This window comes from Kitasatospora sp. NPDC001309 (assembly GCF_042896295.1).
Classification (GTDB): Bacteria; Actinomycetota; Actinomycetes; order Streptomycetales; family Streptomycetaceae; genus Kitasatospora.
The window spans coordinates 79,611-105,397 of record NZ_JBIAXC010000011.1; the positions used below are offsets into that span (position 1 = coordinate 79,611).

Genomic DNA, 25,787 nt, shown 5'->3' on the forward strand with positions numbered 1-25,787 from the left:
CTCGGTGACCGGCGGGCCTGCCCGATGGGGCGTGCCCGGATCGGTGACGGTCCGGGCACGCCCCCGTTCAGCGCTCCCCGCCGCCGTCCTCGTCCGACGGCTCGTGGCCGCGCGCGTGGTGGCGCCGCAGGAACCAGACCAGCAGCGCGACGGCGACGAGACCGGCGATCGTGATGGCGGCGACCCGGCCGACGGTGCCCTCCACCCTGGTGTACGCGGCCCCGGCGAAGTAGCCCAGCAGGGTGAAGCCGAAGGCCCAGGCCAGCCCGCCGAGGGCGTTGTAGAGCAGGAACCGGCGGTACGGCATCCGGGACATCCCGGCCAGCGAGGGCACCAGCGGGCGGAAGAAGGCGATGAAGCGGCCGACGAACACGGCGGCCGGCCCGCGCCGGCGGATCAGGTCCTGCGCCGTCCCGACCCGCTTCGCGTGCCGCTGCAGCGGGCGGGTGCGCAGGATCGCCGGGCCGAGGTGGCGGCCGATCTCGTAGCCGGCGGAGTCCCCGAGGACGGCCGCGCAGACCACCACCAGGATCATCCAGCCGAGCGAGACGCTGCCCTGGTGGGCGATGAAGCCGCCGAGGACGGCGGCCGTCTCGCCCGGGATGAAGAAGCTGAAGAACAGCGCGTCCTCGGTGAAGACCATGGCGCCGACCACCGCGTACACGACCGGGCCGGACAGTCCGCGCAGCCAGTCGGTGATCGCGTGCATCCGCCGCACCTCGCCGGTGATCGGTCCGCTTTCCGCCCCAATGTAACGCTTGTCCCCCGACTCGCCCCTGGTGGAGGCCCGGGCCGGCCCCCGGCGGAGGCCCCGGGCCCGCCCCCGGCGGGTGGGCACCGGGGGCGGCTTCCTTAGCGGAACGTAAGATCTGCGCGGCGCTCCTTGCCGCCGCCCCGCGGGCGGCGGCACGCTCTGGGACACCCACCCGCCGTACCAGTCCCCGGAGCCGCCATGTCCCCGTCCGCCGCCGTCCCGGCCGCCCCCGCTCCCCGCCCGCAGCCGCCCGGCGGGGACCGCGCCCGGCGGCGGCGCGCCCTGATCGGCGGGTCGCTGGGCAACCTGGTGGAGTGGTACGACTGGTTCGTCTACGCCAGCTTCGCCGTCTACTTCGCCGACGACTTCTTCCCCGGCAGCGACTCCACCGCCAAGCTGATGAACACCGCCGGCATCTTCGCGGTCGGCTTCCTGATGCGCCCGGTCGGCGGCTGGCTGCTCGGCCGGGCCGCCGACCGGCACGGCCGCAAGAGCGCGCTCACCCTGACCGTCACCATGATGTCCGCGGCCGCCGTACTGATCGCCGTCGCCCCGACCTACGCGCGGGCCGGCTACCTCGGCGCCGCCGTGCTGCTGCTCGCCCGGCTGCTCCAGGGGCTGAGCATCGGCGGCGAGTACGCGGCCAGCGCCACCTACCTCACCGAGGCCTCCGCACCGAACCGGCGGGGCCTCGGCTCCTCCTTCCAGTACGTCTCGATGACCTGCGGCCAACTCCTCGGCCTGGGCATCCTGATCGTCCTGCAGCACACCCTGACCAGCGCCCAACTGCACGCCTGGGGCTGGCGGTTGCCGTTCCTGCTCGGCGCCGTGCTGGCCGTCGTGGTGCTCTGGCTGCGCCGCCGGCTGCCGGAGACCGAGGCCTTCACCGCCGAGTCCGCCGGCCGGGAGCGGGCCGACGCCCGCGGCACCCTGCGCAGCCTGTGGGAGCACCGGCGCCAGGCCGCCCTGGTGATGGCCCTGACCCTCGGCGGCACCGTCGCCTACTACACGTACACCACCTACCTGACCAAGTACCTGATCGGCAGCGCCGGGCTCGCCAAGAACACCGCGACCCTGGTCAGCTTCACCGCGCTCGCCGTGTTCGCCGCCGTCCAGCCGCTGGCCGGACTGCTCTCCGACCGGATCGGCCGCCGCCCGCTGCTGATCACCTTCGCGCTCGGCTGCACCGTCGGCACCTACCCGCTGATGACCGCCCTCGGCTCGGCCTCCGGCTACTGGTCCGCGCTCGGCCTCTCGCTCGTCGCCCTGCTCGTCGTCACCGGCTACACCTCGATCAACGCGGCCGTGAAGGCCGAACTCTTCCCCACCCGGATCCGCGCGCTCGGCGTCGCGCTCCCGTACGCCCTCGCCAACGCGCTGTTCGGCGGCACCGCCGAGTACATCGCGCTCTGGTTCAAGAACAGCGGCCACGAGTCCGGCTTCTTCTGGTACGTCTCCGGCTGCGCGCTGGTCTCCCTGGTCGTCTACGTGCTGATGCCCGACACCCGGCACGCCGTGCTCGACCCCCGGGAGGCCCCGGCGGTGGCCGCCGCGGCGGAGCCCGTACGGTAGTCACCTCAATCCCGGGGAGGGCTCCGTGCACATGCTGCTGGTCGAGGACGACGACCGGATGGCGCAGGCCCTCGCCACCGCGCTCGCCCGGCGCGGCCACACCGTGCGCCGGGTGGTCCGCGCCGCCGAGGCGCTGCGGCACGCCCGGGAGGCCGAGTTCGTCCTGCTCGACCTCGGCCTGCCCGACCTGGACGGCCTCGACCTGCTCCGCAAGCTGCGCACGGTCTGCGCGGTGCCGCTGATCGTGGTCACCGCGCGCAGCGAGGAGCGGGACGTCCTCCAGGGCCTGCGGGCCGGCGCCGACGACTACGTGGTCAAGCCGTTCCGGATGGCCGAACTCATCGCCCGGATCGACACCGTGCGCCGCCGCACCGGCGGCGCCGCCCCCGAACCGGCCGACGGGCGGCGGCAGGTGCGCACCGGGGACGTCACGATCGACCTGGCGGCCCGCAGCGTGACCGTGGACGGCGCCGAAGTCCGGCTCACGCGGCGCGAGTTCGACGTGCTCGCGCTGCTCGCCGCGCAACCCGGCGACGTCCGCTCCCGCGAGGAGATCCTCGACCGGATCTGGGGCGACGCCTTCCTCGCCTCCTCCCGCTCGCTCGACGTGCACGTGGCCGGCATCCGGGCCAAGACCGGCCGGGCCGCCCTGCTCCGCACCATCCGCGGCTACGGCTACCAACTCGGCGCCCTGGACGGCCGGTGAGGCGCCGGCTGCTGGCCGTGCTCACCGCGCTCATCGGTACGGCCGTGCTGCTGCTCGCCCTGCCGCTGGCCGACTCCTACGCCCGCGGCCGCACCGAACACCTGCTGCTGCAACGCCGGGCCGACGGCGTCCGCTTCGCCGAACTCGCCGACCGGATCCGCACCGACGCCGACCGCCGCGAACTCGACGCCGAACTCACCCGCTACGCCCAGCTCTACGGCGCCGCCGTGACCGTGGTCGACACCGTCGGGCACACCGTCGGCCGGGCCGGCCCGGCCCCGGTCGGCCCGGCCGCCCGGCAGGCCGAGGACCGCGCCTTGACCGGCCGCTCCACCGAGGCCCTGCCCACCGTCCTGCCCTGGGGGCCGGACACCGTGGTGCTGGCCGAACCGGTCGGCCAGGACGAACGGGTCGGCGGCGCCGTCCTGTTGACCGTCCCCACCGGCGCGGCGCGGCACGACGTGCTGGTCCGCTGGACGCTGATCGCGGCCGGCGCCGTCACCGCCTTCGGTGCCGCCGCGCTGGTCGCGGCCGGCATCGCCCGCTGGCTGCTGCGGCCCGTCCACGAACTCGACCGCGCGGTCGCCACCATGGCCGACGGCCGCTTCGAAGCGCGCGCCGCCGTCGCTGCCGCCGCCGACACCGGCCCGCCCGAACTGCGGCGGCTGCGCGAGCACTTCGACGGCATGGCGGCGGCGGTCGGTGAATCGCTGCGCCGCCGGCGGGACTTCGTCGCCGACGCCTCGCACCAGCTGCGCAACCCGCTGGCCACCCTGGTGCTGCAACTGGAGAACGCCGAGCCGTACGTCGAACCGGGCCCCGGCCGTACGGCGCACGCCCTCGCCCTGGACGAGGCGGACCGGCTGGGCGAGCTGCTCGACGGCCTGCTGGCCCTCGCCCGGCTGGAGGCGGCCGCCGCTCCGGTCGAGGAGCAGGACGTCTCCGCGGCCGTGGCCGAGCGGGTGGCGGCCTGGGCCCCGGTGTTCGAGGCGGGCGGCCCGGAGCTGACCGCCGACGTCGCCCCCGGGCTGCGCGCCCGCACCCTGCCCGACGCGGCCGGGCGGATCCTGGACGCCCTGCTGGACAACGCCGGCAAGTTCGTTCCGCCGGGCGCCCGCGTCCGGGTGACCGCCCGGCCCGGCCCGGACGGCGGCGCGGTGGTCCGGGTCCGGGACACCGGCCCCGGTGTCCCGACCGCCCAACTCCCCCTGCTGCTGGGGCGCTTCGCCCGTGCGCCGGAGCACCAGAACCTCCCCGGCACCGGCCTCGGCCTGGCCATCGCGGACGAACTCGCCCGCGCCGGCGGCGGAACGCTCACCGTCGCCGCGACGAGCCCCCACGGACTGACCGTCGAGTTCCGGCTGGCCGCGCCCTGAGCCCTGAGCTCCGCAGCGGTTCAGCGGTTCAGCGGTACCAGGCGCGGAGGGCCGTCGCGGTCTCCCGGACGTCGGCGCGCCCGTCCCGGATGCGGGCGGCGAGCTCGGTTGCGGCCTTCGGCCCGACGGTGACGGTGACGCCGGAGGCGGTGAGGTAGGCGGCGGCGACGACCGCGGCGAAGTGCTCGTTGCCGGACTCCAACGCCGGGACCCGGATGAGCTGGTGCATGAGCGCGGCCGCGCGCTGGTGCGGGCCCTCGTACACGGGGACGTCCATGACCTCGTCGGCGTGCCGGGCGACGGCGGCGCTGAGGGTGCCGTAGTCCGTGATGTCGGGGTCGGTGGGCAGGAAGCGGTGGGCGATGTCGAGCAGCCAGGCCCGGTCGATGCGCAGGATCACGCCGCGTCCAGGGCGGGTCCGCGCCGTCGGCGCGCGTGCTGTTCGGGGGCCTGGTGGAGCCGGCGCCGCTGCCCCGGCCGGACGTTCAACCGCATGAGGTGCAGCGTAGCCAGCCGTAGCGGCCGCTACCAAACGGGCTTGACGGCGCCTCGGCAGCGGCCCCGGGCTCACTCGTGGGAGCTGATCACTCCGCCGGTGCTGAGCACGATGTACACGCCGTTGGCGTCGAGCCCGGCGTCGTGCTGGTCGGACTCGACGGTGCCCATCACGGCGTTCCCGTGGCCGATGATGTCGGCGCGGTAGTGGAGTTCGCCGACCTTGGTGACCTTGGCCGTCCACCCGCCCGCCAACTGGAAGGTGCCCGGGCCCTGGTGGGCGCCGCCCGTCCAGGCGTGCACCGTGCCGTCCATCGCGAGCACCACGAACATGCCGTTGGCGTCGAGCCCGGTGTCCCGGCCGTCCGCCTCGATCGTGCCGAGCACCTGGCCGCCGTTGACGAGCTTGCCGACGTAGTGCAGGTCGCCGAGCTAAGGAGGAGCGCATCCGCGACCGATTCAGGTTCCATGACGCGACAGCGGAGTCCGTCATCCAGCACTACGCCGGTCAGGACCTCGTCGTCACGGTCGATGCCGCCGGTACGCACGAGCAGATAGCCGGGCGCGTGTTCAGCGCGCTCCACGGACCTGGCCGCTGACCGGGCTTCGGCGGGGTGAGCCAGCCGTCGGAGGGTGGGCGCCGGCCGCACGCCGTCAGGCCGGCGCGGGCCTGACGGCGTGCTGCTACCCGTACACCGAGCGGTAGTAGGCCGCCGCCCCCGGGTGCAGGGGGACGGCCCCGGTGGAGACGGCGAACCGGGGCTCCAGCCGGGCGCCGGCCGTGACCGAGCGCAGCAGGGTGGCCCACCGGTCGAAGAGGATGCCGAGCAGCCGTCGTACGGCGTCCTCGGGGACGCCCGGGCGGGCGGTCAGGTAGTTGCCGACGCCGAGGGTGGGGACGGGGCCGGCCAGGCCGTAGGCCCCGGCGGGCAGGGTGACGGCGGTGTACACCGGGCCGTAGCGCTCCCGCAGCAGCGCGGCGACGGCGTCCAACGGCACGAAGCGCAGCGGCAGTTCACGGGCCAGCGCGGCCACCGCGGGGGTCGGCACGCCGCCGGACCAGAACACCGCGTCCAGCGTGCCCGCGCGCAGCGCGTCCAGCGACTCGGCCAGTCCGAGGGACCGCTGCCCGACGGAGATCCCCGCCCGGCGCAGCAGCCGCCCGGCCGTCACCTGGTTGCCGGAGCCGACCGCGCCGGTGGCCACCCGGCGGCCCGCCAGGTCGGCCAGCTCGCGCACCGGCCCGTCGGCGGGGGCGAGCAGGTGGAGGTAGTTGACGTACACCCGGGCCAGCGCCGTCAGGCCGAGCGGACGGTCGAAGGTGTCCCGGCCCAGGACGGCGTCCTCGGCGACGTCGGCGGTGGTGAGCGCGAGGTCCACCGCGCCGTCGGCGAGCTGTCGCAGGTTGTCGACGCTGGCCGCGCTGCCCACCGGGGTGAGGGTGAGCTGGCCGCTCGCGTTCACGGCCTCGGTGAAGGAGTGCCCGAAGGCGTTGTACGGCCCGCCCTCGGGCCCGGTGGCCAGCCGCAGCGCGCGGGGCGGTGCGTCCTCGGCGGAGCAGCCGGTCGCGCCGCCCGCGGTGAGGGCCGCCACCAGGGCCGCGCCCAGCAGGGTGCGGCGGTGGGGAGCGCTGGCGGTCATGGCGGGAAGGGTAGCCCGGCCCGGGACGCGGCGGCAGATCGGCCCGGGAACGCGGACACCGCCGGGCCCTGGGAGCAGGACCCGGCGGTGCCGGGGGTGTTGCGCGTGTGGGCCGTGCGTCAGGCGCGGCGGCCGCGCTTGCGACGGGCCAGGAAGACCGCTCCGCCGCCGACCGCCAGCAGGGCGACGGCCGCGGCCGCGATCGGCCCGGTGTGGGAGTCGGCGCCGGTCTCGGCCAGCGGCGGGCCGGAGACGCTGCTGGTGGCCCCGGCGACGGCGGTGGAGCCGTTGGCCGAGGTCGCCGAGCCGGCCGGGGTGGTGGCGGAGGAGCCGCCGGTGGGCTGTCCGCTCGGGCTGTCGCCGCCGACCGGGGCGCCGGTGGTCGGGTCCAGGATCAGGGTGGCCGACTGCGGGTTCTTGAAGTCGAACATGCCCTCGATGGAGCCGGCGTGCTCGTCGAAGGAGGAGTCGCCGATCCGGCCGGTCTTCCAGTTGTCCTCGACGAAGCGCAGGACCGAGGTCTGGTCGGTCTGGGTGTGGTCGACGAAGTTGGCCTTGGCGTACGGGGAGACGACCAGCAGCGGCAGGCGCGGGCCGAAGCCGCAGCGGTCGGCGTAGCCGCCCCAGCCGGCGTCCTTGCCGCACTGGCCGGCGCCGCTCAGGCTGTCGTTGGCCGGGTCCTTGGAGCCGTTGACCGGCTCGGCGAACTTGTGGTCGTACCAGCCGTCCGAGTCGTCGTAGGCGATGACGACGGCGGTGGAGGCCCAGTCCTTGGACTTCTGCAGCTTGTTGACGGTGTCGACGACGAAGTGCTGCTCGTCCAGCGGGTCGGAGTAACCGGCGTGGCCGTCCTGGTAGTTGGCGGCCTTGAGGTAGCTGACGGCGGGCAGGTTGCCGTGCTGGAGGGCGGCGTCGAAGTCGGTCAGGTCGTACTGGTGGTTGGCCTGGCCGGCGTGGCCGATCTCCTCGACGTCCTTCGGAGCGAGGTGCTTCGGGTTGGCCGTGGACTTGTAGTACTGGAAGGGCTCGTGGTGCGGGTTGTAGTCGGTCTGCGAGGCGCCCACGATGTTCTTGTGCGCGGAGTCGCAGGCCGCCTTGCCGTCCTTGGTGCCGGTCGGCTTGAAGCCGCCCTGGAACCAGCCCCAGCTGACGCCCTTGTCGTTGAGCAGGTCGCCGACGTTCTTGCCGGTCATCACCAGCTGGTTGTGCGCGGGGCTGGAGCAGTCGTCGTAGCCCGGGTCCGGGTCGTTGATGACGGTGCCGATGCCCTTGGCGTCCGGGGAGGCCACCACGTAGGCGTCGGTGGTCTGCTGGCCGGTCTTCGGGTCGACCGGGTAGCCGCCGTGGGTGTTGCCGGTGACCAGGTTGATCGCGCCGGGGGTGGAGGGCCCGTAGTTGGTCCCGAAGGAGTTGTCGCTCATCGCGAAGTGCTGGGCGTAGTTCCAGTAGCCGGTGACGGTGTTGCCGTCGTAGTAGTCCATCACCAGGCCGGGCGCGGTGTACATCGGAGCCTTGCAGTTCTCGATGTCGGTGTGCTCGACGAACTTGTCCATCTTGCCGCCGTCGAAGGCGAGCTGCTCGTCCTTGTAGGTGTGGTCCTGGTCGCAGGTGACCGCCTGGGACGGGCTCAGCCGGACCGGGTTGTTGCGGTTCGGGTTCTTGTGCAGCAGGTCGTCGCTCAGGCCGTCCACCTTGGGGGTGTCGGGCTTGGCGGTGAACTTCACCTTGTCGTCGGCGGTGTTGGCCGCGTTCGGGTAGGTGCCGAAGTAGTGGTCGAAGGAGACGTTCTCCTGGAATATCACCACCAGGTGCTTGACCGGGGTGGCGGTCTGCGGGCCGTCGGCGGCGAAGGCCGCGGGGGCACCGCCGAAGGCGGTCAGCGAGGCAGCGCCGATCAGGCCGGCACCGTAGCGGAGCCACCTGTTGCGGGAGGGAACTGCGGGCATGGTCGGATCCTCGACGTCATCGTCATGTGTGTCAGAAGTAGGGGCCGTGACGCGCGTAGCACGAGCGGCGCGGCGGCTAGACGCTAGAGCGTAGCGGTGAACACGGTTGACGAGTGCATGTGAACACGCGGTAAATCGCCGAGGGACGGAACTCTTCGCCCGGACTGCCGTCGGGAAGACAAGTCCGTTGAATGCCCCCCGAATCCGACGAATACGGGACGTCTTCCGACGGTTTCCGGCCAGAAATGTCGCTTCCGTCCCGGCCGGGGCCGCTGACGGGCCCGGCACGAAACCGTGGTCGATCTCACGGAACGGCCCCGGTCCCGCTGCGCGAGCGGGGCCGGGGCCGGGGATCGGGATGGGGCCGGGACCGTTCCGGGGGCGGGGGTGGTCGGGGCGCCCGCCCCCGGTCGGGTCAGGCTCCGGCCGCCGCGGACTCCGCCTGGACGCCCTGGAGCGCGGCGACCAGGGCGTCGACGTCCTGCACGGTGTTGTACAGGGCCAGCGAGGCCCGGGCCGCGCTCTGCAACCCGTAGGCGGCGAGGGCGGGTTGGGCGCAGTGGTGGCCCGCCCGGATGGCGATGCCCTGCTGGTCGAGGGCCCCGGCGAGGGCGATCGGGTCCGTCCCGGCGAGCAGGAAGGTGAGCACCCCGATCTTGCCCGGGGCCTCGCCGATCAGCCGCAGCCCGGGCACCGTGCGCAGCGCCGCGGTGGCGTACGCGGTGAGCTGCTCCTCGTGCGCGGTGGCGGCCGCGCGGTCCAGCCCGGCGACGTACCGCAGGGCGGCCCGCAGCCCGGCGACCCCGCCGATGTGGCCGGTGCCGGCCTCCAGGCGGTGCGGGACGGGGGCGTAGCTGGTCTCCTCGAAGCTCACCGAGTCGATCATGTTGCCGCCGCCCTGCCACGGGGGCATGGCCTCCAGCAGTTCCCGCTTCCCGTAGAGCGCGCCGATCCCGGTCGGGGCGAAGATCTTGTGCCCCGAGAAGGCGTAGAAGTCGGCGTCCAGCGCGGTGACGTCCACCGGGAAGTGGGCCACCGCCTGGGCGCCGTCGACCAGCACCTTGGCGCCGTAGCGGTGGGCCAGCGCCGTCATCTCGGCCACCGGCGGCACCGTCCCCAGCACGTTGGAGGCGTGGGTGAGGGCCACCAGCTTGGTCCGGAAGCCGAGCAGGTCCCGGTAGGCGTCCTGGTCCAGCTGCCCGTCCGGCAGCAGCGGGATCGGGACGACCCGGGCCCGGCGCTCCTTGGCGATCAGCTGCCAGGGCACCAGGTTGGAGTGGTGCTCGGCGGCGGAGACCAGGATCTCGTCGCCGACGCCGAGGTTGGCCCGGCCCCAGGTCTGGGCCACCAGGTTGACGGCCTCGGTGGTGCCCCGGACGAAGACGATCTCGTCCGGGTCCGGGGCGCCGAGCAGCTTGGCGGCCTCGGCGCGGCCCTCCTCGTAGATCTGGGTGGCCTGCTTGGCGAGGGTGTGCGCCCCGCGGTGGACGTTGGAGGTGCCCGCCGAGTAGTGCTCGCCGACCGCCTCGACCACCTGGCGGGGCTTGAGGGTGGTGGCGCCGTTGTCCAGCCAGACCAGCGGGCGGCCGTTGACCTCGCGGTGCAGCTGGGGGAAGTCGCGGCGGACGGCCTCGACGTCGAAGCCCGCGGCGGGGGCGGTGGGCGGTGACGTCCGGTCGGCCCGGGTGGGCAGCCAGTAGCGCGGGCCGCCGGCGGCGTGGGCGAGGGCCTCGGGGAGCGGGAACGGGGGCGCGGCGGCGGGGGAGGCGGTGAGTCCGCCCGGCGCGGCGGGTGCGGCCTGGGCTCCCGGTGCGGCCGGGGCCCCCGGCGCGGTCCGGGCTCCCGGAACGGCCGGTGCGCCCGGGGCCGCGTTGACGCCGGTGCCGCGCCCGAATCCGTCAGGAGTAGTCATGGTAGTTGGACACCTCGACGTTCTGCAGCACGGCGACGGCGTCGTCCACCAGCGCGGCGGTCGAGAAGTAACTGGTCACCAGGTAGGAGGTGATGGCCTGTCGGTCGACGCCCATCGCGCGCACCGCCAGCCCGGGCTCGACCTCGTCCGGGACCTTGGCCGGCCGCAGGCCCACCACGCCCTGGCGCTCCTCGCCGACCCGCATCAGCAGGATGTTGGTGGTGCCGGGCGCCGAGTTGGCCGAGCCCTTGAGGTCCAGCTTGTCGGAGGGCAGCAGCGGCACGCCGCGCCAGGTCAGGAACGGACTGCCGAACAGCTCGACGATCTGCGGCGGCACCCCGCGCCGGGTGCACTCGCGGCCGAACGCGGCGATCGCCCGCGGGTGGGCCAGGAAGAAGGCGGGCTGCTTCCAGACCCGGGCGAGCAGCTCGTCCAGGTCGTCCGGGGTGGGCGCGCCGCCGCGGGTGCGCACCCGCTGGGTGGGCACCACGTTGTTGAGCAGGCCGTACTCGGGGTGGTTGAGCATCTCCCACTCCTGGCGCTCGCGCAACGCCTCGACGGTCAGCCGGAGTTGGGCCTGGACCTGGTCCATGTCGGAGTTGTAGATGTCCGCGACGCGGGTGTGCACCTTGAGCACGGTCTGGGCGATGCTCAGCTCGTACTCGCGCGGGGCCTCGTCGTAGTCGACGAAGGTCTCCGGCAGGTACGGCTCGCCGGAGTGGCCCGAGCTGAGGTCGATCGGGTGCTCGGCGTCGACCTGGCCCCGGGCGGCCGCGAACTCGTCCAGCTGGGCGCGCAACGAGGGCTCCCGGGCGGCGAGTTCGGTGAGCAGGCGGCGGTCCAGGGTGAGCACGGTACAGGAGCTGACGGCCTTCACCCGGTACGGCATCGCGGTGCCGGCCGCCCAGGCGGCGGCGTCGAAGAAGTCGCCGTCGCCGAGCATGCCTAGCAGGGCGTCCTGGCCGTACTCGCCGGTGGCGCGCTTCTCGGCCCGCCCGGAGGAGATGATGTGCAGCTGCTCGGCCGGGGCGTCGGCATCGACGATCAGCTCGCCGGGCGCGACCTCGCGCTCGGCGAACCCGGCGGCCAGGGCGGTGAGCACCGGGCCGTCGACCTGGCTGAGGAAGGCCAGTTCGCGCAGGTCCTCGGGGATGACCCGGGCGGCGCCGGAGCCGTCGACGTACGTGCCGACCAGGCCGTCGCCGAGGATGAAGCCCCGGCGGCGGTTGACCCGGAAGACGCCCGCCTCCAGGTCGACCCAGGGCAGCACCCGCAGCAGGTAGCGCGGGGTGATCCCGAGCATCTGCGGCACGGTCTTGGTGGTGGTGGCGAGGTTGCGGGCGGCGGAGGTACTCAGGCTCTGCTGGCTGGGCTGGTTCTGCGGAACGGCCTCGGTGGTCACGGCTGGTCCCCTCTGCGGCAGGTGTGGGAGGACGGGGTCCGACCGGTGTCGGACCGCCTCGCCGATTCTTGCCGCTGCAACGGAGTGCCGTGGGCACGTTTGAGGGCACCGGATAGCGGACACGCCGCTGCACGAATGAGCGACTCATGGCCGCCAAACTCACTCGATCGAGTGAGTTTCCTATAACGGGCACCGATGCTTCCCCAAGCACGGCTTGGAAGCACGGGGGGCGGTCGGAGGCGCACAACCGGGGCACCCCGGACCGGCCCGATCCGGAGCGCCCCTCGGGGGGACCGCTCAGGCGTAGACCGCGATCCGCGGCTCGACGGTGCCCCGGGCGGGCGCGTGCAGGACGGTGAGCCGGTAGCTCTCGGTGAGGGTGTGGCCGGAGTGCAGGACGATCTTCGCCGGGACCAGCGCGGTGTACAGCGTGCCGGTCTGGCTGGCCAGCGGCACGGTGCGCCAGCTGCCGTCCGTCCCGCGCATCTCCAGCCGGACGTCGGAGGGGCTGAGGAACGGGCCCCGCTGGGGTGACTCGACCAGGATCTGCGGGGCGACCGTCTGATCCTTCGGGGTGTCGTTGCGGTAGCGGAAGGTGATCCGGTGCGGTGCCCGGTCGGTCGGCAGCGCGGAGTCCGGCAGGTCCACGAAGCGCACCGGCACGGCAGCGGCCGGACCGGATGCCGCTACCGTGGCCGCCGGGGGCGCGGAGGGCCCGGAGGCCGCCCGCGCGGGCGCCGTGAGCGCCGTGGCGGGCAGGACGGCGAGGGCGGCGGCGGTCAGCACCAGAGCCCGACGGGGGATCGTCCTGGACGGCATGGCGCCTCCTTCGGTCGAGGGGCGGCTGGGGGCCGCTCGCCCGGCGGACGGTGTCCGCGGGGCCACGGACGGTCGCCGGCCGGGCGTTTCGTACTCCACCACCTTGCACGTGCCCGGCGGATGGCGCATCCGCCGGGCACGTGCCCCCCGCCGCGGTGGTCAGCGCAGCGGGCGGCAGAGCAGCGCGTCCGGGACGCCGTACTGGAGCCCGCGCCAGGTGTCGGCGACACCGGCGACGTACTCGCCGTCGGCGCACTGGCCCTTGTAGGAGCCGGGCGCCCAGTCACCGGCGAGCGAGCCGCCGTTCGCCGGCCGGTTGTCGCCGCGGTCGAACCAGACCGTGCGACCGGTGCTCGGCAGCGCGGTGGTGGCCGGGGCGCAGAGCAGTGCGGACATCGCGTTGTCGTGGACGCCGTAGCCCACGGCGAAGGTGTTGTCCGGGCACTGGAGCTTGTCGTAGCCGGAGGCCCAGTCGCCGCCGGTGACGTAGCGCTGGTCGGTGACGGTCACCCAGTCCCCGGTGCCGAGCGGCGGCTGCCCCGCGTCGGTGCACAGGCCCCGGCTGCTGCCGCGGCCGAGGCCGGCCAGCCGCTGGCCGTCGGGGCAGTCGCCCTTGCGGTTGCCGGGGCTCCAGTCGGGCCGGGCCAGCATCCGGGCCGAGACGTTCTGGTCACCGTGGTCGAGGTCGAGCATGTTCCAGCGGGCGACCGGGGCGACCGGACCGGTGTACGAGGGGGCGTTCACCAGCTTGTTCCAGTCCGCGGCCCGCCAGTCGCCCGGGTCGTTCAGGCCGAGCTGCCGGCCGCCGGTGTCGTAGGAGAGCAGCGCCCAGCTGTCGTTCGGGACGCCGTCGTGCTGCCAGCCGACCAGCGGCCAGACCGCGAAGTCGGTGTCGTTGGCGGCCAGCACGTCGGTGAAGCGGTCGAACCAGGCCTGTTCCTTGGCGTCGGTGGAGCCGCGCCCGCCGGCGCCGAACTCGCTGACCCAGACCGGGGCGGTGAAGTGCTGGCCGTCCTGGGTGACGAACAGGGCCTCCTGGTTCACCACCTGGGCGAGCTGCTCGGGGGTGAAGTCCTCGTAGCGCGGGTCGGAGGTCGAGCCCGGGCCGCTGCCCGCGCCGGTGTTGGCCGGGCCGGTGTAGGCGTAGAAGTGCGCCGCGTAGACCAGTTTGTCGGACCGGATCAGGGTGTTGGACAGGTTCGCCACCGGGGTGAGCATCGGCCGGCCGTGGGAGAACCCGGCGGCGGGGATGCCGTACCAGTTGATGCCCTCCATGACGACCAGCAGGTCAGGGTCGGCCTGGAGGATCCGGTTGCCCGCCTCCTCGAAGGCCGCGTACTCGTCGTGGGCGTCGCCCAGGCCCCAGTTGGGGTCGTCCCAGGTGTCGCGGCGCACCTCGTTGCGCAGGTCCGCGCCGACCACCCGCTTGTCGGCCTTGTAGCGGTTCGCCATGAACACCCAGTCGTCCTCCCACTGCTGGGTGCTCTGACCGCTGTTCCAGCGCTCGTTGCCGTCCAGGCCGCAGCAGAAGCGGTAGCTGGTGGTGTGGTTGTTGAGGACGACCGCGAACCCGTCGGCGGTCAGTGCGGCCACCACGGCGTCGTAGACCTGCAGCGGGGTGCTGCCCCGGAGCTGCGGGTTGGCCGCGACGGCGGCGTCCGGGACGGCGGCGGTGTCGTGGATCATCGCGTTGGCGAACGGCAGCCGGACGGCGTTCAGGCCCAGGCCGTGGAAGCCCGCCAGGATCCGGTCGATCGGGGCCCGGTCCAGCCCGAGCGGGATGTTGTACGAGACCTGGCCGGCCTGGTTGTCCGCGGGGTCCGTGGTCGAGCCGCTGCCCTCCCAAGTCCCCTGTGCTCCGGCCCAGTTGCCGGCCTTGAGCTTGAACCGGTCGCCGTTGGCGTCGACCACGTACCGCCCCCGGGTGCTGAGCGGGCCGGTCCAGGAGGCGGCCAGCCGGGCGCCGCTCGACGCGGGCGCGGCGGCGGCGGAGGCGGTCGGGGCGGCGGGGGCGGCCGCCTGTGCGGGTGGGGCGGCGTTGAGGAGTGCGGCCAGCAGGCCGGCCACCGCGAGCACGGCGGTGCGGGCCTTTCGAAGGGGTGTCACGGATGCTCCGGTGAGGGTGACGGGGGCAGGGCTTGTTGACGGTACGTCAAGACCACCGTCCGGGACGAGGCCCGTGGGCCGGTCGCAGGGGGATCGGTCGCAGCGTGGAGCGGGCGCAGGGTGGAGCGGGGTGCGACCACGCACCGTGCGCTGGTCGACCCGGTCGACCCGGTCGACCCGGTCGATCTCGTCGCCCCGGCCCACCCGGCCAACCCGGCCCGTGGGCGTCCGGCGGTGGTCGCCGAGGAAATTCCGGGATTCCTGAATCGAAACCCGAGAACGGGGAAGGCGCAGCATGCCTCCGCACCAGCGGAGGAACCCACCGGGAGGGCGAAAGAACGGAGCTCGTCGTGATCGTCCTCGGAGTCATCCTCCTCGTCATCGGATTCGTCAGCGGCATCTCCATCCTGTGGACCGTCGGCGTCATCCTGCTCCTCATCGGCCTCGTCCTGCTGGTCATGGGCACGGTCGGTCGCGAGGTCGGCGGCCGCCGCCACTACTGGTAGGCACCCACCGTTCCCGGCCCGACTCCGTTCGAGGAGTCGGGCCCGAGCGCTTATGACAACAGCATTGACGTGAAACGACACCGCCGGTTTCATGGCTCGCACTTCCCCCACCCCCGGGCGCCCCCCGAACATCCGCGCCCGCCCCCACCCCCCACGAGCAAGGCGGTGATCCGTTGGCATCGACGCTGAGGGACGACACGGGCAGCGGCCCGAGAACCGGCGCGCAGCACGGCGCCATGCACAGGTCCATCGGCCTGCTGGACGGCGCGGCCATCGCCGCCTCCAGCACGGCCGCCACCAGCAGCATCGGGATCGGCCTCGGCCTGATGGCGGGCGTCGTCGGCCTCCACCTGCCCGCGATCATGCTGCTGGCCTTCCTCCCCGTGCTCGCCATCGCGGGCGGCTACGGACGTCTGAACGCCGTCGAACCCGACGCCGGCAGCAGCTACCGCTGGGTCGGCCGTACCCTCAGCCCCTGGCTGGGCTTCCTCACCGGCTGGGTGAACACCGTCGGCACCGTGGTCTTCATGGCCTACACCACCACCGTCACCGGCTCGGCCGTCATCCAGCTCCTCGACCAGGCCCACCTGCGCAGCATCGCCGGGCTGCGCCTGGACGCCGACTCCACCGTCCAGTGCACCCTGCTCGGCCTGGCCGTCCTGATCGGCGCCGCCCTGGTCGCCGTCCGCGGCCTCGACCTCGCCGCCCGACTCCAGAAGGCCCTGCTGGTCTTCGAGTACGCCGTGCTGCTCGGCTTCTGCGGCTACGGCCTGTTCGCCGGCGACCAGCCCTTCTCGCTCCACTGGTTCAACCCCTTCGACCTGCCCTCCTTCGGCGCCCTGGCCCAGGGCATGGTGCTCGCGGTGTTCTGCTACTGGGGGTTCGAGTCGGTGTTCAGCGTCGGCGAGGAGGTCCGCGACCCGCGGGACGCCTCGCGCGGCGGCTTCCTGGCCCTGGTGGTCATGATGCTGCTCTTCCTGCTCGCCGGGACGGCCTTCCAACGGGTGCTCCCGCTCGGCGAGTTGGCCGACAACGGCGCCCACGGACTCACCTACTTCGGCGCCGCCCTCGCCCACCAGCCGCTTGCCGCACTGCCGTTGATCGCGCTCACCTTCTCCGCGGTGGCCTCGCTCCAGGCCTCGGTGATCCCGACCGCGCGCGGGATGTACGCGATGGGGCGCGACGGCGTGCTCGGCCCGGTCTGGACCAGGCTGCACCCCCGGCACGCCACCCCCGCCGTCGGCACCCTGCTGGTCACCGGCTTCGCCGCGCTGCTCGCCCTCGCCTCGATCGCCATTCCGACCGTCAACGACCTGATCTCGGCCGCCGTCAACGCGATCGGCATCATCGTCGCCCTCTACTACGCGCTCACCGCCGTCGCCTCCGCCGTCCGTTTCCGCGGCCTGCTGCGCACCGACCCGGTGCAGGGCCTGCGCGCGGTGGTCGGCCCGCTGCTCGGCGCGGCGACACTGCTCGCCGTGGGCGGCTACCTGGCCTGGACCTTCTACGACTCCACCGACCACTTCGAACTCGCCGCGGACAACGGCTGGTTCGAACTGACCGTGGTGGCGCTGATGATCGTCACCGGCCTCCCGTCGGCGGCCTGGGCCCGCTGGCGGCGCCGCTCGCCGTACTTCCTCGACCCGGCCGCCTGAGCCGTACCGTCTGACCCGGCTGCCCGACCCGGCCGCCCGACCCCACCGCCCGACCCGACAGCCCTGCCGCACCGGCACGAAGGAGCACCACCCATGACCGAGGCCGACCTCGTCCTCACCCACGGCCCCGTCCACACCGGCGACGCCGCCCGCACCCGGGCGAGCAGCCTGGCCGTGACCGGAGGGCGGATCACCGCCGTCGGCCACGACGAGGTCCACCAACTGATCGGGCCGCGCACCGAGGTCGTGGACCTCACCGGCAGGCTGCTGCTGCCCGGCTTCCAGGACGCCCACGTCCACGCGGTCTACGGCGGCGTCGAGTTGGCCGCCTGCGACCTCACCGGCACGGTCGGCGTGGCCGAGTACCTGGACCGGATCCGCGCCTACGCCGGGGCCAACCCCGACCAGGAGTGGATCACCGGCAGCGGCTGGTCCCTGGAGAGCTTCGAAGGCGGCCTGCCCACCCGGCAGTTGCTCGACTCCGCCGTCCCCGACCGCCCGGTCTACCTGACCAACCGGGACCACCACGGCGCCTGGGCCAACACCCGGGCCCTGGAGCTGGCCGGCCTCACCCGGGACACCCCCGACCCGGCCGACGGCCGGATCGAACGCGAACCCGACGGCACCCCGGCGGGCACCCTCCAGGAGGGCGCCACCACGCTGGTCGCCCGCCTGGTGCCGCCGGCCACCGCCGCCCAGCGGCTGGCCGGCCTGCTCCGGGCCCAGCGCCTGCTGCACTCGCTCGGCATCACCGGCTGGCAGGACGCCCTGCTCGGCGAGTTCAACGGCCAGCCGGACCCGTCCGACGCCTACCTCGCCGCCGCCCGCTCCGGCGAACTGACCGCCCGGGTCACCGGCGCGCTCTGGTGGGACCGCGCCCGCGGCGCCGAACAGATCCCCGAACTCGTCCGGCGCCGCGCCGAGTTGAGCCACGGCCGGTTCCGGGCCGGCTCGGTGAAGATCATGCAGGACGGCATCGCGGAGAACTTCACCGCCGCGATGACCAGCCCCTACCTGGACGGCTGCGGCTGCGCCACCGCCAACTCCGGCCTCAGCTTCGTCGATCCGGCCGCGCTGTGCGGATACGTCACCGAACTCGACGCGCTCGGCTTCCAGGTGCACTTCCACGCCCTCGGCGACCGGGCCGTCCGCGAGGCGCTGGACGCCGTCGAGGCCGCCCGGGCGAAGAACGGCCGACGCGACACCCGGCACCACCTCGCCCACCTCCAGGTGGTCCACCCGGACGACCTGCCCCGCTTCGCCCGGCTCGGCGCCGTCGCCAACATCCAGCCGCTGTGGGCCGCGCACGAACCGCAGATGGACGAACTCACCATCCCCTTCCTCGGCCCCGAACGCGCCGCCCGGCAGTACCCGTTCGGCGGGCTCCAGCGGGCGGGCGCCACCCTCGCGGCGGGCAGCGACTGGCCGGTGAGCAGCCCCGACCCGCTGGCGGGCCTGCACGTCGCCGTCCACCGGATGGAGCCCGGCGCCACCCACGGCCGGGTCTTCCTGCCCGAGCAGCGCCTCGACCTCGCCTCCGCCCTCGCCGCCTACACCGCCGGATCCGCCCACGTGAACGGCCACGACGACGCCGGCACCCTCGCCGTCGGGCACCTCGCCGACCTGGTCGTGCTCGACCGCGACATCCTCACCGGCCCTCCGGAGGAGATCGCCGAGGCCCGGGTGCTGCGCACCTACGTGGGGGGTGAACTCGTCCACGCGGCCGAGTGAGCGCGGGCGGCCGCCCGCTCAGGCCAGGTCGACGCCCCGGTCCAGCCCGCCGCTCAGCAGGTCGAAGGCGAGCTCCGCCGCCCGGACCGCCGCCGGGTAGTGGTCGTCGGCGGAGGTGCCGGCGGCCAGGTGCTCCTGGTTCACGGTGGCGAGCTCCCGCTGCACCACGATCACCTGGGCGGCCACCAGGCGGGCGGCGAGCGGGTCGACGCCCGCCTCCCGCAGGGCCGCGCCCAGGGCTTCGGCGCCGCGTCCCGAGTAGCGCGCCAACCGTGCGGCCAGGCTCTCGGTGTCGCTGATCAGGTGGAGGAAGGCCATCACCTCGGGGTCGTCGCACAGGCCGGTGTTCGGATCGCGCCGGGCCAGGGCGTCGAGGTGGGCGGCGCGCAGCGCCTCCAGCGGGGGGAGGCCGTCCGGGCGGGCGCGGACGGTGCGGGCCGCCTCGTCCTCGTGGTCGGCGAAGCGCTGGAGGACGAGGTCCTCCTTCGTGGGGAAGTAGGCGAAGAGGGTGCGCCGGGAGACGTCCGCCGCCTCGGCGATCTCGGTGATCGACACCTGGTCGAAGCCCTTGTCGAGGAAGAGCCGGATCGCCGTCGCGCCGATCGTCTCCCGGGTGCGTTCCTTCTTGCGTTCCCGTAGGCCCATCTGCTGATTCATGCACTCAGTCTACCTCGTGGTAGACTGAGTGCAGAATTGCACCTGGTTCTTCTCGCGGAGGTTGCTGTGCAGACCGAAGTCATCGTCGTGGGGGCGGGCCCGACCGGGCTGATGCTGGCGAACGAGCTGACGCTGGCCGGGATCCCGGTCGTCGTCACGGAGAAGCTGCTCACCCGGAGCACCCAGTCCCGGGCCGGCAGCCTCCAGCCGCGCACCGCCGAAGTGCTGGACCTGCGGGGGCTGCTGGAGCCGCTGCTCGCGGAGCTGCCGCCCCGGAAGAGCTCGGGCGGGCACTTCGCCACCCTGCCGGTCGAGCTGGACTGCACGCCGTGGCGCACCCGCTACCCGCACCCGGTCGCCGTCCCGCAGGCCGCGCTGGAGGCCCTCCTCGAAGGGCTCCTCACCGAGCGGGGCGTACCCGTGCTGCGCGGCCGCGAGGTGACGGCGATCGCCCAGGACGCGGACGGCGTGACCGTCGGGTGGCGGGCCGAGGACGGCGGCAGCGGCGAGCTCCGGGGCCGCTACCTCGTCGCCTGCGACGGCGGGCACAGCTCCGTCCGCCGACTGCTGGGCGTGGACTTCCCCGGCCGGGAGCGGCGGATGTCCGCCGTGGCCGCGGACCTCACGCTCGCCGCGCGCTCGGCGGAAGTCCGCACCGAGCCCGGGCACTTCAGCGCGTTCGCGAAGTCGGCCAACGGCTTCCACTCGATCCTGCACCCCATCGGCCCGGACCTGTACCGGATGCTGTTCGGCAAGCTCTCCGGCGACGGCCCGGACCACGCGTCACCGGTCTCCGCGGACGAGGTCCAGGAGGCCCTGCACGCCGTCTACGGGCCCGGGACGCAGCTCGGCGAACTGCGCGCGGCCTCCCGGTTCGGCGATGCCGTGCGCCAGGTCGAGCGCTACCGCGAGGGCCGGGTGTTCTTCGCCGGGGACGCGGCGCACATCCACATGCCGATCGGCGGACAGGGCGTCAACCTGGGCGTCCAGGACGCCGTCAACCTGGGCTGGAAGCTCGCCGGCACGATCAACGGCTGGGCCCCCGCCGGGCTGCTCGACAGCTACCACGAGGAGCGGCACCCGGTCGCCGCACGGGTGCTGCGCCACACCCGGGCACAGAACGTGATCATGAACCCGGGGCGGGACGAGGAGCTCGCCACGGTCCGCGAGTTCGTCACCGAGCTGCTGCGGCTGCCCGACGCCCACCGGTACGTCTCGGGCATGATGTCCGGCCTGGACCTCCAGTACCCGGGGGTCGGCCCCCGGCTGATCGACCTGGAGCTGACCACCGAGGCCGGGCCGGTGCGGGCGAGCTCCCTGATGGGCTCCGGCCGTGGCCTGCTGCTGTCCCTGGACGGCACCCGGCGGTCGGTCGGCGACCGGGCCGACCGGGTCGAGCACGTCCTGGCGAAGACCGACGAGGACGTCGACGGGGCCGGGGCCCTCCTGATCCGCCCCGACGGCTACCTCGCCTGGACCGACCGGGACGGCACGCCGCTGGACACGGCCCTCGCCCGCTGGTTCGGCTGACCGGCACCGGCCGGGCGCTTTGACGGTGCCCGCCGGGCCGGCCGTCGGCCTCGTGCTCCCTCAGTCGGCCGCCAGCCGGGCCGCCGCGGCGTCGAGCAGCAGGTCGAGGGCGTACGGGTAGCCGCTGCGGCGCATGTCGGTGGAGAGCAGGTGGGCGGTGGCGGCGATGTGGGGGTGGGTGGCGGCGTCGAGGCGGGCGTAGGAGGCCTGCCAGACCTGGAGGTCGGCCGTGGCCGCGGCGGCGGGGAGGGCGAGGGCGGCGGCGTCCAGGGCGGCGAAGCCGAGGCTCTGGTCGACGAAGGCGTGGTAGATCGCGACGGCCTCCGGGTCGGGGAAGCCGGCGGTGCGCAGCACGCCGAGGATCGTCTCGACGGCGGCCGTCTCGTGGCCGCGTCCGGTGGTGCGGTGGGCGGCGAGCAGGGCGGCCTGGGGGTGGGCGAGGTAGGCGGTGTGGATCCGCAGGCCGATGGCGCGCAGGTCGGTGCGCCAGTCTCCGGTGGGGCGCCAGCCGGCCTGGGCGCGGCCGATGAGTTCGTCGGCGATGGCCAGCAGCAGGTCGTCGGTGCTGTGGAAGTAGCGGTAGACGGCGCTGGGGTCGGCGCCGAGCGCGGTCCCGAGCCGGCGGACGGTGAGCGCCTCGGCGCCGTGCTGCCCGACCAGCCGCAGCGCGGTGTCGATGATCAGCTCCCGGGAGAGCACGACGCCCTGCTTGGTGGGTCGCCGTCGACGGCGCTGGGGCTCGGGGACCACGCGTTCGCTCATGCCCCGCAGGTTATGTCAGCGGTGTTGACGCAGGACAGGGGTGGACGGTGCCGTTCGCGGCCGGACCGTGGGGGAGGTCGAGCGCGGGCAAACGTTGCTCCTGGGACTGGTGGGTTGGAATGAATCGTGGACAGTTCTGTGCGGGCCGTGCCGAATTCCCGGGGCATTCGTAGTGCCGTTCGAGGTTCGGTCACCCTCCGTGGTCGGGCGGCTTTGTCGACATGGCGCTCATTCCGTGTCGAGAGCTTGTCCGGGTCCGGATTCCCGCTGGTGGGAGAGGGTGAGACATGACGAGCCGTCAGGGGAGTCGTGGTGGATACGTCTGACAGGTCATCAAAGTTCCACGATCGACCACCCGGTTGGGTGAATTCCCTTTAAGCTCACGTTAACCACGGCGGATTCAGGCCACGCTGTGGGCTCCCTCATGAAGTCGGGCCATTTGGGCTCTTTGGACGATGAGAGCAGGGATGAACACAACGAATGAACTGATGAACGGCGCCGCGCGCGGCCCGGACCGGTCACGGCCGGGCCGCTCCGGACGCCGCGTCGTGGGCCGGATCGCGGCGCTCGCCGTCGTCGTCGGCAGCAGCTCGCTGGCGGCGGTCCCGGCGGCGGTCTCGCAGACCGGCGACGGGACGGTCACGGTCCGGGTGATCCGGGCCGTGGACGACTCCGGCACCTGGACGCCCGCGCTGGAGCCGAACATGGCGGGCGTCAAGGTGACGCTCACCGACGACGCCGGGGTGTCGATCGACGGCACCACGGCGGCGGACGGCACGGTCACCCTGGCGCCCGCGACCAGCAAGGCCACCGGCGGCAAGTACCGCGTCCAGGTGGTGAATCCGAAGCCGGGCGTGCTGTTCCCGGCCTTCGCCTCCCGCCAGGGCCTGGACGGCGCGCCCAGCCAGCTCAGCTCCAACGAGGAGTTCGTCGACCTCAGCGGGGGCAAGAGCGTCTCCTACACCACCGGGCTGTGGAACCCGGCGGACTACTGCCAGAAGAACGCACCGCTGGTGACCGCCTGCCAGACGCCCACCTACCAGGGCAAGTCCCAGCGCACCCTGGTCTCCTTCCCGTACGACTCGCGCGGTCAGGAGGGCCCGGGCAAGGACGTCGTCGCGACGAACGTCGCCACCGACGCCGACACCGGGACGATCTTCGGCATCGCCTGGAACAAGGCCGACAAGCGGGTGTTCTCCGCGGCGACGGCCAAGCGCACCACCGACTACGGCCCCGCCGGCTCCGGCGGGATCTACGTCACCGACATGAGCGACCCCGCCAAGCCGGGGAGGACGAGCGTCTTCACCACCGTCCCGAACGCGGGTGGCACCGCGCACGGGGCCGGGACGGACGACGCCTTCCTCGACGTCCCCGGGAAGGAGAGCCTGGGCGGCATCAAGATCACCGACGACGGCAAGGACCTGTTCGTCGTCAACCTGAACGACCGCAAGCTCTACCGCTACGACGCCACCGCGCCGACGGCCTCGGCGCCGAAGGCCGCCTACCCGATCCCGGACCCGGGCTGCCCGTCGGCTGCGGACTGGCGCCCCTACGGTCTGGGGCTGCAGGACGGCACCGGCTTCCTCGGCGGGGTCTGCTCCGGCGAGTCCACCGGCAAGCTCACGGACGTGCGCGCCCTGGTGCTGCCGTTCGACCTGGGCACCGGGGCGTTCGGCAAGCCGGTGCTCGACCAGCCGATGGACTACCCGCGGCAGTCCACGGTCGGCAGCGGCCCGTGCGACGGCGCGGGCTGGTTCGCCTGGACCAGCACTTTCCCGGCCTCGCAGAACGGCAAGGTCTGCGGCAACAGCACCATCGCGTTCCCCGAGCCCGAGCTCGGCGAGATCCTGTTCGAGACCGACGGCTCGATGCTGCTGGCCTTCAAGGACCGCTTCGCCGACCGCGGACCGGGCGCCCCGGCGCCCAACTCGGCCACCGTGATGTCCGGCGGCGACCTGAACAAGGCCTGCCCGTCGAACGGCACGTACGTGATGGACGTCAACCTCGGCTGCGGCAAGACCGTCCGCGGTGCCCGGTTCTTCTCCACCGGCTGGGACGCGGTCGGCCACCACAACACGGTGTTCGCCGGCATCGCGCTCTCGAAGGTCGAGAGCACCGTGGCGGGCTCCGCCTTCGACCCGGACCACACCGCGGTCGGCTACGGCACCTCCTTCATGGAGCGCGCGGACGGCAGCCACGACCCGAAGTTCGGCCTGCGGCTGACCCCGGCGGGGACCGGCTCCCCGTTCGGCAAGGGCGCGGCCATGGGTGACCTGGAAGTGCTCTGCGACCAGGCGCCGCTGCAGATCGGCAACCGGGTCTGGTACGACCCCGAGCGCAAGGGCATCCAGAACCCGGGCCAGACCCCGGTCAAGGGCGCCACCGTGAACCTCTACGACGAGTCGGGGAAGGTCCTCGGCACCACGAAGACCACGGCGCGCGGCGAGTACTACTTCGACAACAGCAACGTCCCCGGAGGCCTCAAGCCCCACACCAAGTACACCATCCGGATCGACAACCCCGCCGACTACGCCAAGGGCGGCCCGCTGTACCACTGGGTGCCCACCGACCACGACGTCGGCGACAACCACTTCATCGACTCGAAGGGCATCGTCCCCGCCGGCGCCAAGTTCCCCGAACGGGCGCTGACCACCGGCGGACCGGGCGAGAACGACCACACCTTCGACTTCGGCTACCGCCAGCAGGAGGGCGCGCTCAAGCTGGTCAAGAACGACCAGGACGGCAAGCCGCTCGCCGGCGCCAAGTTCCAGCTCTGGCACGAGACCAACGGCACCGACGGCCTCCAGGCCACCGGGGCCAAGCCGGACACGCCCGTCGGTGACCCGTGCACCACCGGCAAGGACGGCATCTGCCAGGGCACCGGCGTGCCCGGGACGTACTACTGGCAGGAGTTGAGCCCGCCCGACGGCTACTCGGCGCCCGACAACACGGTCTTCGGACCGCTGGTGCTCACCGCCGACAACCTGGAGGACGGGGTCGGCGTCACGGCCGTCAACAAGCTGATCCCCACCCCGACGCCCACCGCCTCGTCGACGCCGACCCCGACGCCGACGACGACCCCGCCGAGCACGCCGCTCCCACCGGCGCCCGCTCCCGGCGGCGAACTCCCGCACACCGGAGCCAGCAGCGGCATGCCGCTGATCGCGGCCGGCGGCGCGGTGCTGATCGCCCTCGGCGCGGGACTGTTCCTGGTGGTGCGCCGACGCCGGGGCCAGCACCAGTAGCCCTGCTGTCGGCCACCCACCCCGGCCTGACGGGGTGAGGCCCGGACCGGGCGGGTACGCGGACCGAGAGGACCGCGGACCCGCCCGGTTCCCGTACCCGGCCGGCTCGCCTTCTCACCCGCCGGCTTCCTGCCGTCCGCCCGCAACGACCGATCGGAGCACACCCCCGCATGGCCCGGAAGACGAAGGCCCCCGCCGCCGAACCGCCCCGGCGCCGCCGCCCCCGCTGGTTGACGGCGCTGGTCGCGTGCGCGGTGTGCGCCGCCGTCGCGGGCGGCGTCGCCGCGTACCGGACGACCTCCGACCAGGCCTCGGAACGGCCGGTCAGCAGCGACGAGGCCGCCCGGCTGGCACTGTCCCGGCTGAACCTCTACCAGGCCAGCCCCGTCAACGTGGTGCTCACCGCGGACGAGGGCGGGGGAGTGCGGATCCGGGTCGAGGGGGTCGTCGACTACCGCACCCACCGGGGCGCCGGCCGCTACACGTCCACCGGAGCGGGCGGACCGCTCGACCACGGGCTGGTGGTCTGGGACACCGGCGGCCTCGGCCTCGCCCCCGAACCCGCGGGCGACCGGAGCCCGCCCTGGCAGCAGGCCGAACACGTCCCCCGTTCCGGCTGGTCGCCGCGCTCGTACACCGCCGACCCGCTGGACGCCGGCCTCCAACTGCTCACCCAGCTCGGCGCCGACCGCCCCGACAACCCGGTGCTGCTCGCCCAGTCCGGCGCCCGCTGGCTCGGCCAGGACCGGATCGACGGCCGCAGCTACGACCGCTTCTCCGGCCCGCGCGCCCAGGGCGCCGCACCGGACGGCAACCGCTCGCCGCTCACCTACTGGGTGGACGGCGACGGCTCGCTGCGCCGGGTCACCATGCGGGTGGCGGGCCTGGGCACGCCGGCCACCGTGGAGTTCGCCGGCCGCAACGCCGACGCCAAGCTCCCCGAGGCGCCCTGGCTGACCAGCTGATCTTCTG

Annotated in this window: 19 protein-coding genes and 1 pseudogene; 9 read left to right on the forward strand and 11 right to left on the reverse strand. The window is 73.6% G+C overall.

Going from position 1 to position 25,787, the window contains the following annotated elements; translation table 11 throughout:
- Positions 1–67: 67 nt before the first annotated feature.
- Positions 68–709 (reverse strand): DedA family protein, encoded by a 642-nt coding sequence (locus ACFY2K_RS14145; RefSeq protein WP_380522922.1) that lies wholly within the window; start codon positions 707–709, stop codon positions 68–70.
- A 243-nt stretch (positions 710–952) separates the two neighbouring features.
- On the opposite strand from ACFY2K_RS14145, the gene ACFY2K_RS14150 reads away from it, so the two are divergent.
- The 3 genes from ACFY2K_RS14150 to ACFY2K_RS14160 are packed head-to-tail and all read left to right on the forward strand — an operon-like array spanning position 953 to position 4,408.
- Complete coding sequence (locus ACFY2K_RS14150; protein WP_380522923.1) at positions 953–2,326, forward strand: MFS transporter; 1,374 nt, start codon at positions 953–955, stop codon at positions 2,324–2,326.
- Between the two features lie 25 nt (positions 2,327–2,351).
- Positions 2,352–3,032, forward strand: a complete 681-nt coding sequence (locus ACFY2K_RS14155) for a response regulator transcription factor (RefSeq protein ID WP_380522924.1) — start codon at positions 2,352–2,354, stop codon at positions 3,030–3,032.
- A complete protein-coding gene (locus ACFY2K_RS14160; protein ID WP_380522925.1) occupies positions 3,029–4,408 on the forward strand; it encodes a sensor histidine kinase in 1,380 nt (459 codons plus the stop codon). Before ACFY2K_RS14155 ends, ACFY2K_RS14160 begins: the two co-directional genes overlap by 4 nt.
- Before the next feature lie 28 nt (positions 4,409–4,436).
- On the opposite strand, the gene ACFY2K_RS14165 is transcribed toward ACFY2K_RS14160, so the two are convergent.
- The 8 genes and pseudogenes from ACFY2K_RS14165 to ACFY2K_RS14200 all read right to left on the reverse strand — a co-directional run bounded on the left by ACFY2K_RS14165 (position 4,437) and on the right by ACFY2K_RS14200 (position 14,729).
- Positions 4,437–4,808 carry a fic family toxin-antitoxin system, toxin component gene (locus tag ACFY2K_RS14165; protein WP_380522926.1) on the reverse strand — a complete coding sequence of 124 codons (372 nt, stop codon included), beginning with the start codon at positions 4,806–4,808 and terminating at the stop codon, positions 4,437–4,439.
- A 167-nt stretch (positions 4,809–4,975) separates the two neighbouring features.
- Positions 4,976–5,335: pseudogene (locus ACFY2K_RS14170) on the reverse strand (hypothetical protein); the annotation flags it as partial.
- 252 nt (positions 5,336–5,587) lie between these two features.
- Positions 5,588–6,544, reverse strand: a complete 957-nt coding sequence (locus tag ACFY2K_RS14175; RefSeq protein ID WP_387711483.1) for a TAXI family TRAP transporter solute-binding subunit — start codon at positions 6,542–6,544, stop codon at positions 5,588–5,590.
- Positions 6,545–6,663: 119 nt separating this feature from the next.
- Positions 6,664–8,490, reverse strand: coding sequence for a phospholipase C (locus ACFY2K_RS14180; protein WP_380589443.1), 1,827 nt, complete (start codon positions 8,488–8,490; stop codon positions 6,664–6,666).
- A gap of 415 nt (positions 8,491–8,905) precedes the next feature.
- Positions 8,906–10,402: a SufS family cysteine desulfurase gene (locus ACFY2K_RS14185; protein WP_387711485.1), complete on the reverse strand. Its 1,497-nt coding sequence runs from the start codon at positions 10,400–10,402 to the stop codon at positions 8,906–8,908.
- Positions 10,389–11,804, reverse strand: a complete 1,416-nt coding sequence (locus ACFY2K_RS14190; RefSeq protein WP_380642517.1) for a family 2B encapsulin nanocompartment shell protein — start codon at positions 11,802–11,804, stop codon at positions 10,389–10,391. Before ACFY2K_RS14190 ends, ACFY2K_RS14185 begins: the two co-directional genes overlap by 14 nt.
- 297 nt (positions 11,805–12,101) lie before the next feature.
- Positions 12,102–12,623 (reverse strand): signal peptide protein, encoded by a 522-nt coding sequence (locus ACFY2K_RS14195; RefSeq protein WP_380522931.1) that lies wholly within the window; start codon positions 12,621–12,623, stop codon positions 12,102–12,104.
- Positions 12,624–12,782: 159 nt separating this feature from the next.
- A complete protein-coding gene (locus ACFY2K_RS14200) occupies positions 12,783–14,729 on the reverse strand; it encodes a glycoside hydrolase family 5 protein (RefSeq protein WP_387711487.1) in 1,947 nt (648 codons plus the stop codon).
- Between the two features lie 350 nt (positions 14,730–15,079).
- On the opposite strand from ACFY2K_RS14200, the gene ACFY2K_RS14205 reads away from it, so the two are divergent.
- The 3 genes from ACFY2K_RS14205 (at position 15,080) to ACFY2K_RS14215 (ending at position 18,621) form a co-directional block, all read left to right on the forward strand.
- On the forward strand, positions 15,080–15,235 hold the full coding sequence (locus ACFY2K_RS14205; RefSeq protein ID WP_380522933.1) for a DUF6131 family protein: 156 nt from the start codon (positions 15,080–15,082) through the stop codon (positions 15,233–15,235).
- Between the two features lie 236 nt (positions 15,236–15,471).
- Positions 15,472–16,890, forward strand: a complete 1,419-nt coding sequence (locus ACFY2K_RS14210; protein WP_387711490.1) for an APC family permease — start codon at positions 15,472–15,474, stop codon at positions 16,888–16,890.
- A gap of 93 nt (positions 16,891–16,983) precedes the next feature.
- Entirely contained in the window at positions 16,984–18,621 is a 1,638-nt protein-coding gene (locus ACFY2K_RS14215; protein WP_380522935.1) for an amidohydrolase, read from the forward strand.
- Positions 18,622–18,639: 18 nt separating this feature from the next.
- Here the strand turns inward: ACFY2K_RS14215 and ACFY2K_RS14220 are convergent, their stop codons facing one another.
- Positions 18,640–19,278: a TetR family transcriptional regulator gene (locus tag ACFY2K_RS14220; RefSeq protein WP_387711492.1), complete on the reverse strand. Its 639-nt coding sequence runs from the start codon at positions 19,276–19,278 to the stop codon at positions 18,640–18,642.
- 66 nt (positions 19,279–19,344) lie between these two features.
- Between ACFY2K_RS14220 and ACFY2K_RS14225 the strand changes: the two genes are divergently transcribed.
- Entirely contained in the window at positions 19,345–20,808 is a 1,464-nt protein-coding gene (locus tag ACFY2K_RS14225; protein WP_380642526.1) for an FAD-dependent monooxygenase, read from the forward strand.
- Between the two features lie 60 nt (positions 20,809–20,868).
- On the opposite strand, the gene ACFY2K_RS14230 is transcribed toward ACFY2K_RS14225, so the two are convergent.
- Positions 20,869–21,570: a TetR/AcrR family transcriptional regulator gene (locus ACFY2K_RS14230; RefSeq protein ID WP_380642528.1), complete on the reverse strand. Its 702-nt coding sequence runs from the start codon at positions 21,568–21,570 to the stop codon at positions 20,869–20,871.
- A 467-nt stretch (positions 21,571–22,037) separates the two neighbouring features.
- On the opposite strand from ACFY2K_RS14230, the gene ACFY2K_RS14235 reads away from it, so the two are divergent.
- Positions 22,038–24,815, forward strand: coding sequence for an SdrD B-like domain-containing protein (locus ACFY2K_RS14235; RefSeq protein WP_387711495.1), 2,778 nt, complete (start codon positions 22,038–22,040; stop codon positions 24,813–24,815).
- Positions 24,816–24,985: 170 nt separating this feature from the next.
- Complete coding sequence (locus ACFY2K_RS14240) at positions 24,986–25,780, forward strand: hypothetical protein (RefSeq protein ID WP_387711496.1); 795 nt, start codon at positions 24,986–24,988, stop codon at positions 25,778–25,780.
- The last annotated feature ends 7 nt before the right edge of the window (positions 25,781–25,787 follow it).

Bases quoted from the DNA above. Each gene is read 5' to 3' on its own strand.
- ACFY2K_RS14150 (WP_380522923.1), top strand. From the start codon at position 953: ATGTCCCCGTCCGCCGCCGTCCCGGCCGCCCCCGCTCCCCGCCCGCAG.
- ACFY2K_RS14215 (WP_380522935.1), top strand. From the start codon at position 16,984: ATGACCGAGGCCGACCTCGTCCTCACCCACGGCCCCGTCCACACCGGC.
- ACFY2K_RS14240 (WP_387711496.1), top strand. From the start codon at position 24,986: ATGGCCCGGAAGACGAAGGCCCCCGCCGCCGAACCGCCCCGGCGCCGC.
- ACFY2K_RS14145 (WP_380522922.1), bottom strand. From the start codon at position 709: ATGCACGCGATCACCGACTGGCTGCGCGGACTGTCCGGCCCGGTCGTG.
- ACFY2K_RS14195 (WP_380522931.1), bottom strand. From the start codon at position 12,623: ATGCCGTCCAGGACGATCCCCCGTCGGGCTCTGGTGCTGACCGCCGCC.
- ACFY2K_RS14180 (WP_380589443.1), bottom strand. From the start codon at position 8,490: ATGCCCGCAGTTCCCTCCCGCAACAGGTGGCTCCGCTACGGTGCCGGC.
- ACFY2K_RS14235 (WP_387711495.1), top strand. From the start codon at position 22,038: ATGAACACAACGAATGAACTGATGAACGGCGCCGCGCGCGGCCCGGAC.
- ACFY2K_RS14220 (WP_387711492.1), bottom strand. From the start codon at position 19,278: ATGAATCAGCAGATGGGCCTACGGGAACGCAAGAAGGAACGCACCCGG.
- ACFY2K_RS14185 (WP_387711485.1), bottom strand. From the start codon at position 10,402: ATGACTACTCCTGACGGATTCGGGCGCGGCACCGGCGTCAACGCGGCC.
- ACFY2K_RS14210 (WP_387711490.1), top strand. From the start codon at position 15,472: ATGCACAGGTCCATCGGCCTGCTGGACGGCGCGGCCATCGCCGCCTCC.
- ACFY2K_RS14175 (WP_387711483.1), bottom strand. From the start codon at position 6,544: ATGACCGCCAGCGCTCCCCACCGCCGCACCCTGCTGGGCGCGGCCCTG.
- ACFY2K_RS14230 (WP_380642528.1), bottom strand. From the start codon at position 21,570: ATGAGCGAACGCGTGGTCCCCGAGCCCCAGCGCCGTCGACGGCGACCC.